The 14,670-nt window shown below is 64.2% G+C and carries 9 protein-coding genes; 4 read left to right on the top strand and 5 right to left on the bottom strand.

Features of this window, described 5'->3' with window-relative positions; translation table 11 throughout:
- Window positions 1-20: 20 nt before the first annotated feature.
- The 3 genes from BBX50_RS10630 (at window position 21) to BBX50_RS10620 (ending at window position 1,803) form a co-directional block, all read left to right on the top strand.
- On the top strand, window positions 21-233 hold the full coding sequence (locus BBX50_RS10630; RefSeq protein ID WP_065775264.1) for a DUF4169 family protein: 213 nt from the start codon (window positions 21-23) through the stop codon (window positions 231-233).
- Between the two features lie 177 nt (window positions 234-410).
- Window positions 411-647, top strand: coding sequence for a ribbon-helix-helix domain-containing protein (locus tag BBX50_RS10625; RefSeq protein WP_065775263.1), 237 nt, complete (start codon window positions 411-413; stop codon window positions 645-647).
- Between the two features lie 454 nt (window positions 648-1,101).
- Window positions 1,102-1,803 carry a hypothetical protein gene (locus BBX50_RS10620; RefSeq protein WP_244513139.1) on the top strand — a complete coding sequence of 234 codons (702 nt, stop codon included), beginning with the start codon at window positions 1,102-1,104 and terminating at the stop codon, window positions 1,801-1,803.
- A gap of 176 nt (window positions 1,804-1,979) precedes the next feature.
- Here BBX50_RS10620 and BBX50_RS10615 read toward each other — a convergent pair whose 3' ends face one another.
- From BBX50_RS10615 to BBX50_RS10605, 3 genes are all read right to left on the bottom strand, one after another.
- Entirely contained in the window at window positions 1,980-3,314 is a 1,335-nt protein-coding gene (locus BBX50_RS10615) for a pilus assembly protein TadG-related protein (protein ID WP_065775261.1), read from the bottom strand.
- A gap of 366 nt (window positions 3,315-3,680) precedes the next feature.
- Window positions 3,681-7,442: an AsmA-like C-terminal region-containing protein gene (locus BBX50_RS10610; protein WP_065775260.1), complete on the bottom strand. Its 3,762-nt coding sequence runs from the start codon at window positions 7,440-7,442 to the stop codon at window positions 3,681-3,683.
- A gap of 227 nt (window positions 7,443-7,669) precedes the next feature.
- Entirely contained in the window at window positions 7,670-9,076 is a 1,407-nt protein-coding gene (locus BBX50_RS10605) for an FAD-linked oxidase C-terminal domain-containing protein (RefSeq protein WP_065775259.1), read from the bottom strand.
- A 697-nt stretch (window positions 9,077-9,773) separates the two neighbouring features.
- Here BBX50_RS10605 and BBX50_RS10600 point away from each other — a divergent pair.
- Entirely contained in the window at window positions 9,774-10,208 is a 435-nt protein-coding gene (locus BBX50_RS10600; RefSeq protein ID WP_065775258.1) for a DUF1772 domain-containing protein, read from the top strand.
- Window positions 10,209-10,328: 120 nt separating this feature from the next.
- On the opposite strand, the gene BBX50_RS10595 is transcribed toward BBX50_RS10600, so the two are convergent.
- Both BBX50_RS10595 and BBX50_RS10590 read right to left on the bottom strand, forming a co-directional pair.
- Window positions 10,329-13,439 carry an efflux RND transporter permease subunit gene (locus BBX50_RS10595; RefSeq protein ID WP_065775257.1) on the bottom strand — a complete coding sequence of 1,037 codons (3,111 nt, stop codon included), beginning with the start codon at window positions 13,437-13,439 and terminating at the stop codon, window positions 10,329-10,331.
- A 35-nt stretch (window positions 13,440-13,474) separates the two neighbouring features.
- Window positions 13,475-14,659: an efflux RND transporter periplasmic adaptor subunit gene (locus BBX50_RS10590; RefSeq protein ID WP_065775256.1), complete on the bottom strand. Its 1,185-nt coding sequence runs from the start codon at window positions 14,657-14,659 to the stop codon at window positions 13,475-13,477.
- Window positions 14,660-14,670 lie beyond the last annotated feature (11 nt).

Here is a 14,670-nt window from a genome sequence, read left to right as displayed (position 1 = left end):
GTTTCGGGGAGCGGCGGCTCATGACCGGCGACGTCGTCAATCTGCGCCAGTTCCGCAAGCGCCGTGAGCGCACGGAAAAGGAAAAGCAGGCCGAACAGAACCGCATCTCCTTTGGCCGCAACAAGGCCGAAAAATCCTTGACGAAGGCACTGAACGACAAGGCGGACAAGCGCCTCGACCAAGGTCGGCTGCAGCGCCCGACAAAGGATGACGGCGACGGCAGCGAGAGCTGAGCCGCCCTCCTCTTTCATCGAAAAAGCGATTCCGGAGCAAGGACTTGCGGCAGCTTCCCGAATCGATGTGCCAGGCCCTTAAAGAACTCCCGGAGCGGGACGAGCAACACTATGTGTGGTCTTCCGCCCGCGTCCCGATCGCATCCATGCACGTCATCGTGATCCAGAGGCAGCGCGATGATCCGTAAGCACTCCGCGACGCTCCACGGCCACCGCACCAGCTTCTCGCTCGAGGACGCCTTCTGGCAGGAGCTGAAGGCGATTGCCGCGGTAAGAGCGATGCCGCTTGCCCAGCTCATCGCCGAGATCGATGACCAGCGCGCGCCCGACAGCAACCTCTCCTCGGCCCTGCGCGTCTACGTGCTCGAATGGCTGAAATCGAAGCTTCCGTTCTCCACGCCCGAAGAGAGCTGACACCGCCTGTCCAGGCGACCACGGCCAGAAATCACCTGCGGCGCCGCACGTCTCGTGAGACGCGCAACGGTCGCCCTAGCACTTTGAGTTGCTGCATGTATTTGTCCCTTGATCGACTGCGATGAAAGGACACATGCAGTGGCCGAGACAGCGCGACTGTGTGGCCGATGCAACAGAGGGGGTCCGTTCTGCCCGCTTCGGCTGGCGCAGCGGGGCGAAACAAGTTGCATTCGAACAATCTTATATAATGATGACCCTGTTGGACGCGACGGCGTCTGCTGTTGCGCATCGCATGTTGAAAGTATGCAGGTCCGGGGGGAAAGGCGCTCCACGCCTTACCGGGAGCTGCCCCAGCGGGAGGCGTATCATGAGTATCTCTGCGCGACTGGGCCTTGCGGCCTGCCTGAGCCTGGCGTCCGTTCTATCGGCCCATGCGGCAGACATCACGCCGCTGATGGCGCCAGCGGCGCCGGTCGAAGAAACCGAGAGCGGCTGGCAGTTTACCATCGCCCCCTATTTCTGGATCGCCGGTCTTTCCGGCGACACCGCGCAGTTCGGGCTCCCGCCTGTGCACATCGACTCCGACTTCGGCGACATCTGGAACAATCTCGATTTCGGTGCCATGGCGATCGCCGAAGCCCGTAAGGACCGCTTCAGCGTCTTCACCGACCTGGCCTATTCCAAGGTTTCCGGCGACGGCAAGGCGCGCGGCATCTTCACCGACAATGTGGAGGTCGACTCAGAAACATTCGCCGGCCTTTTCGCCGCCGGCTACACCGTGTTCGAGGATCAGCAATCGCATCTCGACATCGTCGGTGGCGTGAAGGTCTGGTCGGTCGATACCACCATTTCCTTCCATGGCGGCCCGCTCGACGGTGTCAGCCGCGACGACGGCAAGACCTGGGTCGACGGTATGGTGGGTCTGCGCGGCGCCTATTATCTGACGCCGGAAATCTACCTGACCGGCTGGGGCCTCGTCGGCGGTGGCGGCGCCGATATAGATTGGGATGCCGCACTCGGCCTCGGCTACCGGTTCAGCGATACGATCTCGGCCATCGTCGGCTATCGCGCGCTCGGTGTCGACTACGACAATGACGGCTTCATTTTCGACACGGTCCAGCAGGGCCCGATCATCGGCGTAGCCATCCGCTTCTGATCCACGCGAAGGTCTCTGTAGCACTTTGCATCTTTGTCCCTTGATCGCCTCGGCGCAAAGGAACAACCCGGACTATATGCCGAAAGCCATGAAGAACCGGCCCCGAAAGGGCCGGTTTTTTCATGCTCGCCGCACTCTGCAAACAGCGTGGCCGCACGGTTGGCACTATGACGTTTCTACCTGACCAGCCGGATCGCACCGGGATTGTTGATGGCGTTGTTGGCGACCACCGCCTTGCAATCCAGCTTGAAGCTGCTGTTGCCGATCATGGTGATCTCCTGGGCAATGATGCGCACGCACTCGCCCCCGGTGGCCCCATTGCCGGCATATTGGATCTCGCGCGACGCCGGCATGTAGATGATGCCGGTAAGCGACGAGGCGCTGTTGCCGTTGATGGTGGCGGCGGCCGTATTGTTCCTGCCGGCGACGATCGAGAACCCCGCCCAGTCACCGGTCGCTGGCGCGCTTATCTGGAAGGTCGCCCCGCCGTGGATGTCGAGCTGGGCGCCGTTCAGCAGGAAGAAGGTGACACCGTCTGCGCCAACCACCGACTGGCTGGTGAACTTCAGGTTGCCGCCATCAATGATGTATTCCCCGGGTCGCAGAAAAACGTTGCCCTTGATTTCCAGCTCGCCATAGGTTCCGGGTTTCAGCTCGACGCGATAGGTGTCGGGCGCGTTGTTCGGGGTCTTGCCGGTGCCGTTGCAGTCACCATTGCCGCCACCACCGCCCACGAAATTCTGCCCGCATCCGCCGAGACTGACCCAACTTGCAGCGGTCGGCATCTTCTTGAAGCGGAACGGGTCCGCAATCGGCGCCACCTCCTCTACCGCCTTGCCGCAGGCCAGCTCGAGATCGGCAAGCGACGCCGACACCTTGCCGGCCGTGTAAAGACATTCGGCCCGCAACGTGGCCGATCCGCTGAGATAGATCGACTGGGCATCGTTCGAGTTCGAAGTAATGGTGCAACCCGACGTATCGACGCTCGCACCACCGCTGACCTCGAACGCGCGGCTCGCCGTCCGATGCAGGGCAAGGATGCATGCTTCCCTTCCCGGCATGCTCGCAGCAACGCTTTCCCGGTCTATCGTGTAGGGCTGCAAGCCCCAGAAAAGCGGATCGTATTTCAGCGCATAGGTCGTCGTCGCCGTGGTCTCCACGCCAACAGCACCGAAGGCGACCTGGATAGGCTGCGTCGCCACAGCTATGCCGCTCTCCGGTGCGATTTGATCGACAGTCTCCGGCTGGCCGAAATTTGCGAAGAAGACGCTGTTTGCCGCATCCGTCGCATCAGCCGCCGTCTCGCCCTCACCGTAAGACTTGACCGCTGAGTAGGCCGCAGCATCGAGCGCTGCCTGCATCTTGGCGGTTTCGAGGTTGATCCGGGCCAGGTTGATGGCAACGGAAGCAGCGCCAAACAGCGGTACGGCTAGCAGCGCTGTCAGAATGGCAAAGTTACCGCTCTCGTCCTCAAGAATGCGAGCGGCTCTCTTCTTTAGATTTTCGCGCATCTCTGTTCATTGCCCCCTCAGCAGACGACGAACGTCATCGCTCCAGGGTCGCCCTGCAGCGCAAGCGTCCTCGTTTCCAATGAGTCGGATAGGGACGCGGAGCGGAAACCGCGCGTCCTCCCCTGCCATCCAACGCAAATCGCTAATTTAGAGAGCAACTATGGATTATGTGCTTCAGAATTCGTTAAAACTTTGCCGATCCCGTTCGGCAGCCCGAAGGCAAGGGGCAAGCAAGGCGTGTCGACAAGGCCACGCCCTTTGAGGCAGCTGATCGCGGCGATCAAAAATGTGTCGTAACCGGCCCGGCGAAAACACGTACCCTCCCCGGCGCCAGGAGGGCGCCAGCGGCGTTCGATTGATCCTTGGCTACTGCACCGTGATGTCGGGCAGAACGTCGAAGTTCAGCTTCTGGCCGGGAGTAGCTCCCGTACCGGTTCCCTGCGAACCATCTGCCCCGGTCGGAGGGATCGATGGTCCCTGGCCGGCGCCGCGCGGCGGTTCCACCGCTTCCATTGCCCGGCGCTCGGCCTCCGCACGACGCTCCTCTTCAGCCTTGCGTTCCGCTTCGGCCTTTCGTTGCGCCTCGGCCTCGGCCTTCACGCGGGCAGCCTCGGCAGCGCCCGCCGCACGCCGACGCTCTTCGGCGATCGCACGCCGCCGGTCCAGTTCCCGCGCCTCTGCCTTCGCCTTGTAAAGCGCAAGCTCCCGGCGCAAGCGCTGCTTCTCCAGCACGTTTGCCTGCAGGATCTCGACGCGCCGGCGCTCGCGCTCGAAGGCGCGCAGCGACAGGAAGTTCGCCAGATCGGCCACGTCGAGGCTGACACCGGGCGCCTCAAGCAGCCCGGCATAGCCGATCCGAACACGCGGTTCGGCGCCCGCAAGCGCCTCCTCGCCGGGCCGGAAGGTCAGGTCGATACCGCCGTCGATCCGGCCGGCTGCAAGATCGAAGGCGGCGTCGCCCGTCAGGGCGGCATTGCCGTCTCCGGCCGTCACGTTCTGCGCCCTTAACACGCCACCGGCGATGCTGAATGGAACCTTGACGACGCCGACCACCGATTGGCCCGAGAAAACCGTCGTCTCCGCCGCACCTCTGATCGTATCCGGCGAGATCTGCGTCTTCAGCGCGTCGGCGGCTGCGATCAGCTGCGGCAGGGCCGCGCTGTTGATGCCGGCAAGCGTCGTGCCGTTGAAGGTGGCGGTGCCGGACCCGCTGGCCGAGTGCGCCATCGCCTCGGGCGTCGCGCCGGAGGCCTCGAGCGCAACCGAGAGATCGAAGGTGCCGGTCGCCACGGGTGCGCCCGCATGCATCCAGCCGGCCTGTGCGAGATCGCCGCCCTTCACGTCCAGGCGCGAGCGCAGAAAGCCGGAACCATTGGCGTTGCCGATCTGCACCCGCCCGCCAAGCTTGCCGCCCAGCCAGTCGCCCGCGGCATCGGTCAGGGAAAGTTCGTCGCCCTTCCACTCCATCTTGCCGGCAAAGCTTGTGACGGCGCCATAGACCCCCGGCCAGAACTTTCCGGCCTGAACGTCGAGCGCCACGTTGAGGCCGGTCCAGGCCGGTTGCGCCAGAGCCCCCTTCGAAAACGCGCCATTCGCATCCTCGACCGGGCCGAGGATGCCCTCGCCCAGCCAGGCAAGGTCGAGCGTATCGAGCGTAATCTGGCCGGTCGCGCTCCCGGGAGCCTTGCGATCGATCGTCAGGGCGCCGGTAAAATTGTTGCGATCCGCCTTGCCTTCAACGGCCGTCAGCGCGATCGCCTCGGGCGTTGCGGCAATATCGGTCGAGATCGTCAAAGGCAGACCACTGCCCATTTGCGGCAGCGCCACGCCCTGCAAGAGCAGATAGGGTTCCAGGTCCTGCGTCTGCAGCGTCACCTTCGCCTGGCCCTCGAGGAAATGATCGCGGGATAGGTCGACGGTTCCCTTGGCGGCGAGTGACGTCTTCTCGGTGGTAAAGGTCACCGTGCCGTTCGCCTTCGCGCCATCGGTGCTTTGCAGCTTGATCGACAGAATGCCGTTGGCATCTGCATCGAAGGGCAATGGGTCGAAACCCGTCTGGCCGAGCAGCAGGCGGGTTTCAGGGTTTTCGAGCGTCGCTTCGAGCAGCATCGCCTTGCCGGTCAGCGCCTGCGCCATGTCGGGCGCTTGATAGCTGGCGGCGATCTTGGTGCCGTTGGCGGTTCCGAAAATGCCGAAGGTCGCCGGCGCATTGCCCTCCTTGTTGCCCGCGGTCAGCGTCACGTCAAAGGCGGTGTCGCTGTAGTAGGGGCCGGCCTTGATCAATTGCCGGAGCGCCGGGTGGTTCACCGCGTGCCGGCCGATCATCGTGAGGAACGGCGTCAGGTTCTTGGCGGCAAGCTTCATCTTGGCCGAGACGACGGGCTTTTCGAGGTCTCCACTTGCCCGGCCGGAAAAGGCGAGTTGGGCGCCGGCAAGCGAACCGATCGCCACGCGCTCGGCCTGAAGCTGGCCGTTCTTCAGCGTCAGCACCGCCTGCACATCATTGGCTTCCTCGCCGAAGGCCGAGAACGCGTCGGCCGAGAAGTCGGCGGCAATGGCATGCTGCAGCAGTGTCTCGGTGGAGGCATCGCCCGCCACCAGGCCGGCCAGCGCCTGCAGCGCCTCGAAATCGATGCGATTGCCCTTGAGCTGAAGCGACAGGTTCGGTTGCTGATCGGCGAAGGATTGCCGCTCGATGCGCCCCTTCAAGCTCGCCTCGCCGGCGGCCACTTCGAGGTTTTCGAACTGCTGCAACGTATCGGTCAGGTTCACCGTCGCCGAAAAGCCCGCCGTTTTCAGCTTCCGGATCGCCGGGTCAACCGACCCGGCCAGCCAGTTTGCAAGCCCCGAAGGCTGGTTGGAGGCGAGCAGCAGGTCGCCGCGGAACGTCCGTTGCCCCTTAAGGTTCAGCCGGCCTTTGGCCTCCAGCTGCGTGCGTCCCGGCAGAAGCGCCACGACATTGTCGATCACCCAGCCGGCGCCGTCGGGCTGCACGTCGATACGCACGTCGCGCACGGTCGTATCGCCGACAACGATCGCCGGCAGTTTCAGGCTGGCACGACCCGGAACCTGCGGGATCGGAATGTCGGCAGCGATCGCGAGCATGGCTTCAAGCCGCTGGCGCATGGAGATCGCCGGATCGCGGCCCGTCTTGTTGTTGCGGCTCGGGCCGATGCGGCTGACGTCGATCTGCTGACCGTCGGCGATCAGCAGGAACTTCTGCTCCTTGCCGGTATCGAGCGTTGCCTCGCCGGTGACCACATAGGGATCATCGGACGGGCCGATTTCGAAGCGGTAGTCCGGAACGCGGATGCTCTCGTTGGTAAGCTGGAAATCACCGTTGATGCGCAGCGGCGCCCGCTGCTCCGCATCCTTTGCCTCGCTCTGCGGCCGGTTTTCCGTCAGCGTGAAACGGCCGCTGTAGACCGGCTTGAAATCAACGATCCTGAGCGAGCCGTCCGTTTCGACGCCAAAGGGCCGCTTCTCGGGTGTCACCCGTGCCTTGAGGCTGAGTGCACCGGCTGCATCCACCTCATTGCTGATGAAGGAGAAACTGCCGACTTCGCCGTCAAGCGCCGCGCGCCCCTCCACCTTCCAGGGACCGGCGAGTGAGCGCGCAGAAACGTCGGCGGCAAGGTCGCTCACGCGCCGGGTGCGGCCAGTCTGCTCGTCGATGAACTCGACCTGCCCGTCGATGATCTCGACATTTTCAAGAACGACGGTCTTGGCCGGGATCGATGCGCGCCGCCCCCGCGCCCAGTCGAGCGTACCGTCGGGCAAGAGCCTGACTTTCGCCTTGGGGCGGTCGAGGCGCATGTCGAAGATCAGCGCCTCGCCGCTGAGGAATGGCGCAAGCTCCGCGCTCATCGAAAACTGCGCCACCTGGATCAACGGTTCGCCGTCGCCGCTGGCGCCAACGCGCACGTCGTTCAGCGTCACGGTCGGGAACGGAATCAAGCGCGCATCGACGCTGCCGTGAACGACGACCGGCTTGCCCATGATGCGGCTCGCCTCACGCTCGAACTCCTTGCGGAAATCCGTCCAGTCAATGAACCACGGGGCGATCAGCGCCGCAAAGAGCGCAACGACCACAAGTCCACCGACGGCAAGCAGAATTCGCGAAAGCACCGTGCCTATATTCCCATTCCGTTCATTGGCGCATTTGCGCGCCGCAAATCGATTTGATCGCCATAACCGGGCGCTCGTCTACCGCGCCACGCGTGGCGCCGCAGAGATTTGATTTGCCGCATAACTCGCTCGGGGTCGATTCCGACTTCAGAACTATGCAGTATCACACTTTGGCGCCAGCGCATTGCCCCAAAAAGGAGCGGCAGCCGACGCCCTCGCCCGGCGCCTCAGGCGAAGATCTTGCCGGGGTTGAAGATGTTCTTCGGATCGAGCGAGCGCTTGATCTGGCGCATCAGGTCCAGCGCATCGCCAAGCTCGGCCTCAAGGAACGGCATCTTGCCCTGGCCGATGCCATGTTCACCGGTGCAAGTGCCGTCCATTGCGAGCGCCCGCGCGTTCAACCGGTCGACGAAGGCCTCGGCGCGCACCACGTCGGCTGCGTCCTTGTCGTCAAACAACAGGCCCACATGGAAGTTGCCATCACCCGCGTGGCCGACGATCGGCGCCGTCAGGCCGTGGGCAGCGCTATCTTCCTGGGTCGCCGCGACACAGTCCGCCAGCCGCGAGATCGGCACGCAGACATCGGTCGACAGGATCGCGGCCCCCGGGATCAGGCTCTTCTGCGCCCAATAGGCGTTATGCCGCGCCTTCCAGAGCCGCGCCCGCTCTTCCGGATTGGTCGTCCACAGGAAACCGGTCGAGCCGAATTCGGCCGCGATTTCGGCAAACTGGCGCGATTGCAGCTCGACGCTCTCGGCGCTGCCGTGGAACTCGACGAAGAGCGTCGGCGTCTCCGCATAGGAAAGGCCGGAATAGGCGTTGCAGGCCTTCATCTGCAGCGCGTCGAGAAGTTCGATGCGCGCGACAGGAATGCCGGACTGAATGGTGAGGATCACCGCGTTGCAGGCATCCGCAATCGTCGGGAACGGGCAGACGCCGCCGGAAATCACCTCTGGAATGCCCTGGAGCCTGAGCGTGATCGAGGTGATGATGCCGAGCGTGCCTTCGGCGCCGACAAATAGCCGGGTGAGATCGTAGCCGGCCGATGACTTGCGCGCCCGATGCGCGGTGCGGATCTCGCGCCCATCGGCGGTCACCACCGTCAACGCCAGCACATTGTCCTTCATCGTGCCGTAGCGCACTGCATTGGTGCCGGACGCCCGCGTCGAGGCCATGCCGCCGATCGAGGCATTGGCGCCGGGGTCGATCGGGAAAAACAGGCCGGTGTCGCGCAGATAGGTGTTGAGCTCTTCGCGGGTGATACCCGGCTCGACGCGGCAGTCGAGGTCCTCGGCATTGACCTCCAGCACCCGGTTCATGCGCTGAAGGTCGACCGAGATGCCCCCGTGCGGTGCGTTGACGTGGCCTTCGAGAGAAGAACCGGTGCCAAAGGGGATCAGCGGCGCCCCGTGGCGGGCAGCGATCCGGACGATCTCGCGCACCTCCTCGGCATTCTCGGCAAACACCACCCCATCGGGAAGCTGCGCCGGAATATAGGTGGTCGTATGGGCATGCTGGGCGCGGATCGCCTCGCCCATCTGGAACCGGTCGCCGAAACGGGCAGCCAGAGCTTCCTTCGCCGCCGCAATGCCGGCCTCGTTTCTCGCGCCAGCTTTGATTGCCTTCAATGCCACGGAAAACGCCCTTCCTCTTGCATCTGCCACACCCCCGCATCGATGGTCGGGAAGCGCAGTCATTTCAAGGCGCTACTGTGCAAATCGGAATCATTTTGTCCAGACGCTCGCGCTCTTCATTGGCACAGTAGCGCAGGAAAACGCCCGCGGTGAGACCGGAGTGTCACAGGACTGTATGACAGCGTGGAAAACAGCGGGCTTTCAACGCGGCTGGTGCCTCTGCGCCGGCAGGCAGACGGGATAGAGCCCAAACCCCAGCCCGTTCATGACTGCGGCCGCCGCAAAAGGCGCATGCAGCCCGGGAGCCCGGCAAATCGCCGACAACGGGTCCGGCGATCATGCCGGCGCCGAAACACGCGCTTACCACAATCGTCGCGGGACCGACGCATCGACGCCCGGATGAGGCACCACCAAGGCCGATAAGCGATTCAGTTTCAAAACACTGGCGGAACTATCGGAATCAGTTTCACCGGATCGGGAAACCCGCCCTTGTGCGTCGATGCCTCGCAAAACTCTTGGTGCGCGGCCGCTGGCGGTCATCTCGCTCTCACATCAGGAATTGGCCCAGCATCGCCTCCGACCCGCCGACCGACCGATCGACCTGAAGCACTGCTACGTATGAGAGCGAGGTCCGAAAAAACACCTGCCGTTTTGCCAGCCTTGGATTATCATGGTGGCGTAAACGAAGGAGAGGCACATGCCGGGTCTGCTCGCTTTGCTCACCGCGTCGATCTTTTTCGGCGCCGCCATCTACATCAATCTGGTCGAACAGCCCGCCAGGCTCCATCTCGAGGATCGCGCAGCGCTTGTGCAGTGGGTCCCCTCCTATCGCCGCGCCTTCGAGATGCAAGCGACGCTCGCGCTCGTCTCGGGCCTCTTCGGCGCTGCCGCCTGGGGACAGACCGGCCACGTGCTGTGGGGTTTCGGTGCCGCGATCATCATCCTGAACTGGCCCTACACCCTGCTCTTCGTCATGCCGGTCAATCGCTCCCTGGAGGCAATCCGCCCGGACGACGCCGGCGAGGAGAGCCGCGGCCTGCTCAAGCTCTGGGGCAGGCTTCATGCCGGCCGAAGTGCGCTCGGCGGGCTGGCGGCAACGATCTTTCTCGTCGCCGCCAGGCTCGAATTGTAAAGCGGGAAAGATCGCCGGCTAGAGCATCCCGCTCTCAAGTGGATCCGCGTGAGGCGGAAAGATGCTCTAGAATCAAAGTGCTAGAGCGTCCTTGGTGCGGTCATATGAACGCACGGCGCTCTACCGCGCTTCCAGCGCCGCCGCTGCTTCCATCTCGTCGTGCAGCTTGCGCTCTTCGTCCGCGTGCGGTTTGGTGAAGCGGGCAATGACGAGATAGGCGACCGGCGTCAGGTAGAGGGTCACGATCACCGCCAGCCCGAGGCCGCCGACCAGCACCCAGCCGAGCGCGATGCGCGCTTCCGCACCCGCACCGCTTGCCAGCACCAGCGGCACTGCACCGACAATGGTGGCGATCATCGTCATCATGACAGGGCGCAGGCGAATGTTGGCGGCGTTTTCGATCGCCGAGCGCACGTCCTGGCCGCGGTCGCGCAGCTGGTTGGCGAATTCGACGATCAGGATGCCGTTCTTCGCCATGATGCCGACGAGCATGACGAGCCCGATCTGGCTGTAGATGTTGAGCGTGTTGCCGGTCATGATCATCGCAAAGACCGCGCAGGCGAGCCCCAACGGCACCGTCGACATGATGATCAGCCCGCTGACGAAGCTTTCGAACTGGGCGGCGAGCACCAGGAAGATGATGACGACGGCAAAGCCGAAAGTGACGAAGAGGCCATTGGCGTTCTCGTTGAGCGTCGCCGCTTCCGCCAGCGGCATGATGCGCGAGCCCGGCGGCAAGAGCGGCTCGGCCATCTGCTCGACCATGGTCAAGGCTTCGCCGAGCGCGAGGTCCGACTTGAGGCCGGCTGAGAGCGACACGGCGCGAAGCTGTGATTCGCGCGAGAGCTGCGGCGCCACCGCCTTTTCCTCGACGCTGGCGATCGTCGACATCGGCACGATCTTGCCGTCGCCGGCCTTCAGGAAGATGTTCTGCAGGTCGGTCGGATCGTTGACCGGATTGGTCGAGGAAAGCAGCTTCACCGGATAGGATTCGCCGTCGACATAGACATCGACGACGCTGTTGCCATCGAGCATGGCCTGCAGCGCCCAGGCGAGGCCGCCGATATCGACGCCCATGTCGGAGGCACGCTCACGGTCGATGGTGATCGAAAGCTGCGCCTGGTTGGCCTCGTAGTTGAGCCGGACGTTCTCGAAGCGGCCGCTGTCTTCCATCTGGCGCACCAGCTTTGCCGCCGCGTCGCCGAGCCTGTTGTAGTCGTTGCCGACAAGCGCCACCTGCAGGCCGCTGCCGGCGCCGCGAATGCCGAGGCTGTTCGGCTGCATGGCAAAGACGCGGACCGAGGGAATGCGCGCCGTCACCTTGTTGATGTCGGAAACGATCTCCTGCTGGCTTCGGTCGCGCTTTTCCCAGGGGGCGAGCGTCAGCACCATGAAGCCGCTGTTGGCCGAACCGCCCTGCCCTGAAATCGAGAAGATGTTGTCGATCTCGCCGGATTTGACCAGCGCCTGCAAACCATCCTCGATGCGGCGCATTTGTGCCTGGGCATATTCGAGCGACACACCCTGCGGCGCGTTGATGCGCATCATCACCTGCGACCGGTCCTCGCTCGGTGTCAGCTCCGACTTCAGCGTCAGGAAACCGGCAGCCCCCATCACCGTAAAGAAGGCAGCGACGGCAAAGACGATCAGCGGCGAGTTGAGGCAGGCGCGAAGCGTCACCCGGTAGAAGCCGGCGGCGCGCGCGCCAAACCGGGCCATGGGCCCCGGCACCGAATGATCCTCCTTCGTCAGCATGCGCGAGGCGAGCATCGGGCAGAGCGTCAGCGACACGAAGGAGGAAAGCAGGATCGAGAAGGCGAGCACGAAGCCGAACTCGCGGAAAAGACCGCCGGTCTGCCCCGGCAGGAAGGAGAGCGGCACGAACACGGCAGCAAGTGTCGCCGTCGTCGCCAGCACCGCAAAGAACACTTCGAGCGTGCCGTGCACCGCAGCCGCACGTGGGCCAAGCCCCTCGGCGCGCCGCCGCACGATATTTTCGAGAACCACGATGGCGTCGTCAACCACAAGCCCGGTCGCAAGCACGATTGCGAGCAGCGTCAGAATGTTGATCGAAAAGCCCGCAAGATAGATGGCCGCCACCGTGCCAATCAGCGCGATCGGCATGGTGATCGTCGGGATCAAGGTCGCCCGCCAGTCGAGCAGGAAGATGTAGATGACCAGCGTCACGATGAAGACGGCGACGATCAGCGCAATCTCGACCTCATGGATCGCGCCGTTGATGAAGACGGCGTCGTCGCTGGTGATCCGAAGCTGCGTGCCCTCGGGCAGGATCTGCGTCTGGATCGTGTCGACGACCTTGCGCACGCCCTCGGAGATATCAACGGTGTTGGACTGCGCCTGGCGGATAATGCCAAGCCCGATGCCCTGGCGACCGTTGGAGCGCAGCGCCGTCGTGCCCGTGTCCGGACCAAGGGTTACCGTGCCGACGTCACGCAGCCGCACATTGTTGACGAGGATCAGGTTTTCGAATTGCTCCGGCGTCTGCAGGTCGGCGGTGGCGCGCACGGAAATGTCCTGGCTGGCGCTGGTCAGCTTGCCCGCCGGCACATCGTAGGAAGCGTTGGCGAGCGCGGTCCTGAGGTTTGCCACCGTCACCCCGCGCCCGGCGAGCTTCGCCTGGTCGAGGTCGATGCGGAAGATCTTTTCCTGATCGCCGTAGACCGCGACGTCGGCGACCCCTTCGACGGCCGCCAGCCGGTCGCTGATCTCGTTTTCGACGAGCAGCGTCATGTCTTCCATCGACATCGTGTCGGAGGTGAGCGCCAGCCGCATGATCGGCTGGCTGTCGGCATCGGCCTTGACGATGCTCGGCTCGTCGACATTGTCGGGGAGTTGGTTGCGCACCCGGCCGAGCGCGTCGCGAATGTCGTTGGAAGCCTGGCCGATATCGGTGGTGTCGGAAAACTGCAGCGTCACCCGGCTGCGGCCGAAGGTCGAGGTCGAGGAGATGTCGCGGATGCCCTGGACGCGCGAGACGGCACCCTCGACCACCGAGGTCACCTCGCGGTCCATCGTCTCAGGCGCTGCGCCATCGAGCGTCGTCGTCACCGAGATCACCGGCTGGTCGACCTGCGGCAATTCGCGGATTTCGATACCGTTCCAGGCGGCGAGACCCGCAACGACGATCAGCGTGTTGACGACGAGCGCAAAGATCGGCCGGCGGATGAAGAGTGCGGTAAAGCCGGTCTTGCCGCGCTCGCGGGCGGACACGTGGCCCCCTCCGCTTGCATGCCCCTCCCCGCCGCTCACTTGGTTTCCTCCGCGACCTTCTGCGGCGCCTCTTGGCTGCGCTCGCGACCGGCGATGCGCACCTCGCCGCCATCGCGCAGGCGCTGCACGCCCTCGGTCACGATCTCGTCGCCTTCGTTAAGGGCCGCGTCGACGAGCACCTTGTCCGGATTGCGCTGGATGATCCTCACCGGCACCTTCTCACTTCTGTCGCCCGAGACGCGCCAGATGTAGGAGCCTTCCGAACTCCACTGGATCGCCAGCGGATCGACGGTCGGGTAGGTGTCGCCGTCAAACGCCACGGTGACAGAGAAGGACATGCCCGCCTTCAGCATATCGTCAGGGTTTTCGAGGCGCGCCCGCACCCGCAGCGTCCGGCTTGCCTGGTCGAGCCGGTTGTCGATCGCGTGGATCGCGCCCTCGAGCTGGTTGCCCGGCTGGGCGATCGCAAACGCGGTGACCGGCTGGCCGACGGTGATCTTGTTGGCGAAGCGCTCCGGCACCCAGAAATCGACGAGGATCTCCGAGCGGTCGTCGACGACGGCAATCGGCGTCGTGGTGGTGACGTAGTCGCCGACATTGACAGTGATGATGCCAACGACACCCTTGGAGGGGGCGACGATATCGCGACGCTTGAGGTCGAGCTCGGCGGTTTTCAGCGCCAGCTCCGCCGTCTGCATGGCAATTTCCGCATCGCGGACCTCGACAGCCGTCACCGCCCGCGCCGTGCCGAGGTTGCGGTAGCGCTCGACCTTTTCGCGGGCGCTGTCGCGGTTGAGCCGCGCCTGGTCGGCGGCAATCTTCTGGTCGTCGCTGTCGAGCTTGGCGATCACCTGCCCTTGCGCCACCTTTTCGCCGGAGCGAACGAGAATTTCGGTGAGGTTGCCGGTTGCCGTCGGCGTTACGGTGACGGAGTGGATCGCCTCGCCGTTGCCGATGGCGTTCAGCCGGTCGTTGACGACAGCGGTCGCCGACGGACGAACCATGACGAGGATGGCATTGTTGCCGCCCTGGCCGCGGCCATTGCCGCGCTCGCCACCCGCGCCGCCGCCGGCGCCCGGCTTGGACAAGGCATCGATCAGCGGATGCGAGACGCCGATCGCAGCCAGCGTTTCGCCAGCACCGGGCACGAACCGCACCCAGACGGCTGCGCCCACCAGAAGCACAGCGGCGCTTACCGCAAGCTGTTTCCAAACCCGCATTCAAGTCTCCG

It is taken from the genome of Ensifer sp. LC11 (assembly GCF_001695835.1).
Lineage (GTDB): Bacteria > Pseudomonadota > Alphaproteobacteria > Rhizobiales > Rhizobiaceae > Ensifer.
The sequence above is the reverse complement of the archived record's forward strand: the minus strand, read 5'-3'. Positions and strand labels throughout refer to the sequence as shown.

Excerpts from the sequence above, each read along its gene's own strand:
- BBX50_RS10620 (WP_244513139.1), top strand. The coding sequence starts at position 1,102 with ATGGCGCCAGCGGCGCCGGTCGAAGAAACCGAGAGCGGCTGGCAGTTT.
- BBX50_RS10590 (WP_065775256.1), bottom strand. The coding sequence starts at position 14,659 with ATGCGGGTTTGGAAACAGCTTGCGGTAAGCGCCGCTGTGCTTCTGGTG.
- BBX50_RS10615 (WP_065775261.1), bottom strand. The coding sequence starts at position 3,314 with ATGCGCGAAAATCTAAAGAAGAGAGCCGCTCGCATTCTTGAGGACGAG.
- BBX50_RS10600 (WP_065775258.1), top strand. The coding sequence starts at position 9,774 with ATGCCGGGTCTGCTCGCTTTGCTCACCGCGTCGATCTTTTTCGGCGCC.
- BBX50_RS10630 (WP_065775264.1), top strand. The coding sequence starts at position 21 with ATGACCGGCGACGTCGTCAATCTGCGCCAGTTCCGCAAGCGCCGTGAG.
- BBX50_RS10625 (WP_065775263.1), top strand. The coding sequence starts at position 411 with ATGATCCGTAAGCACTCCGCGACGCTCCACGGCCACCGCACCAGCTTC.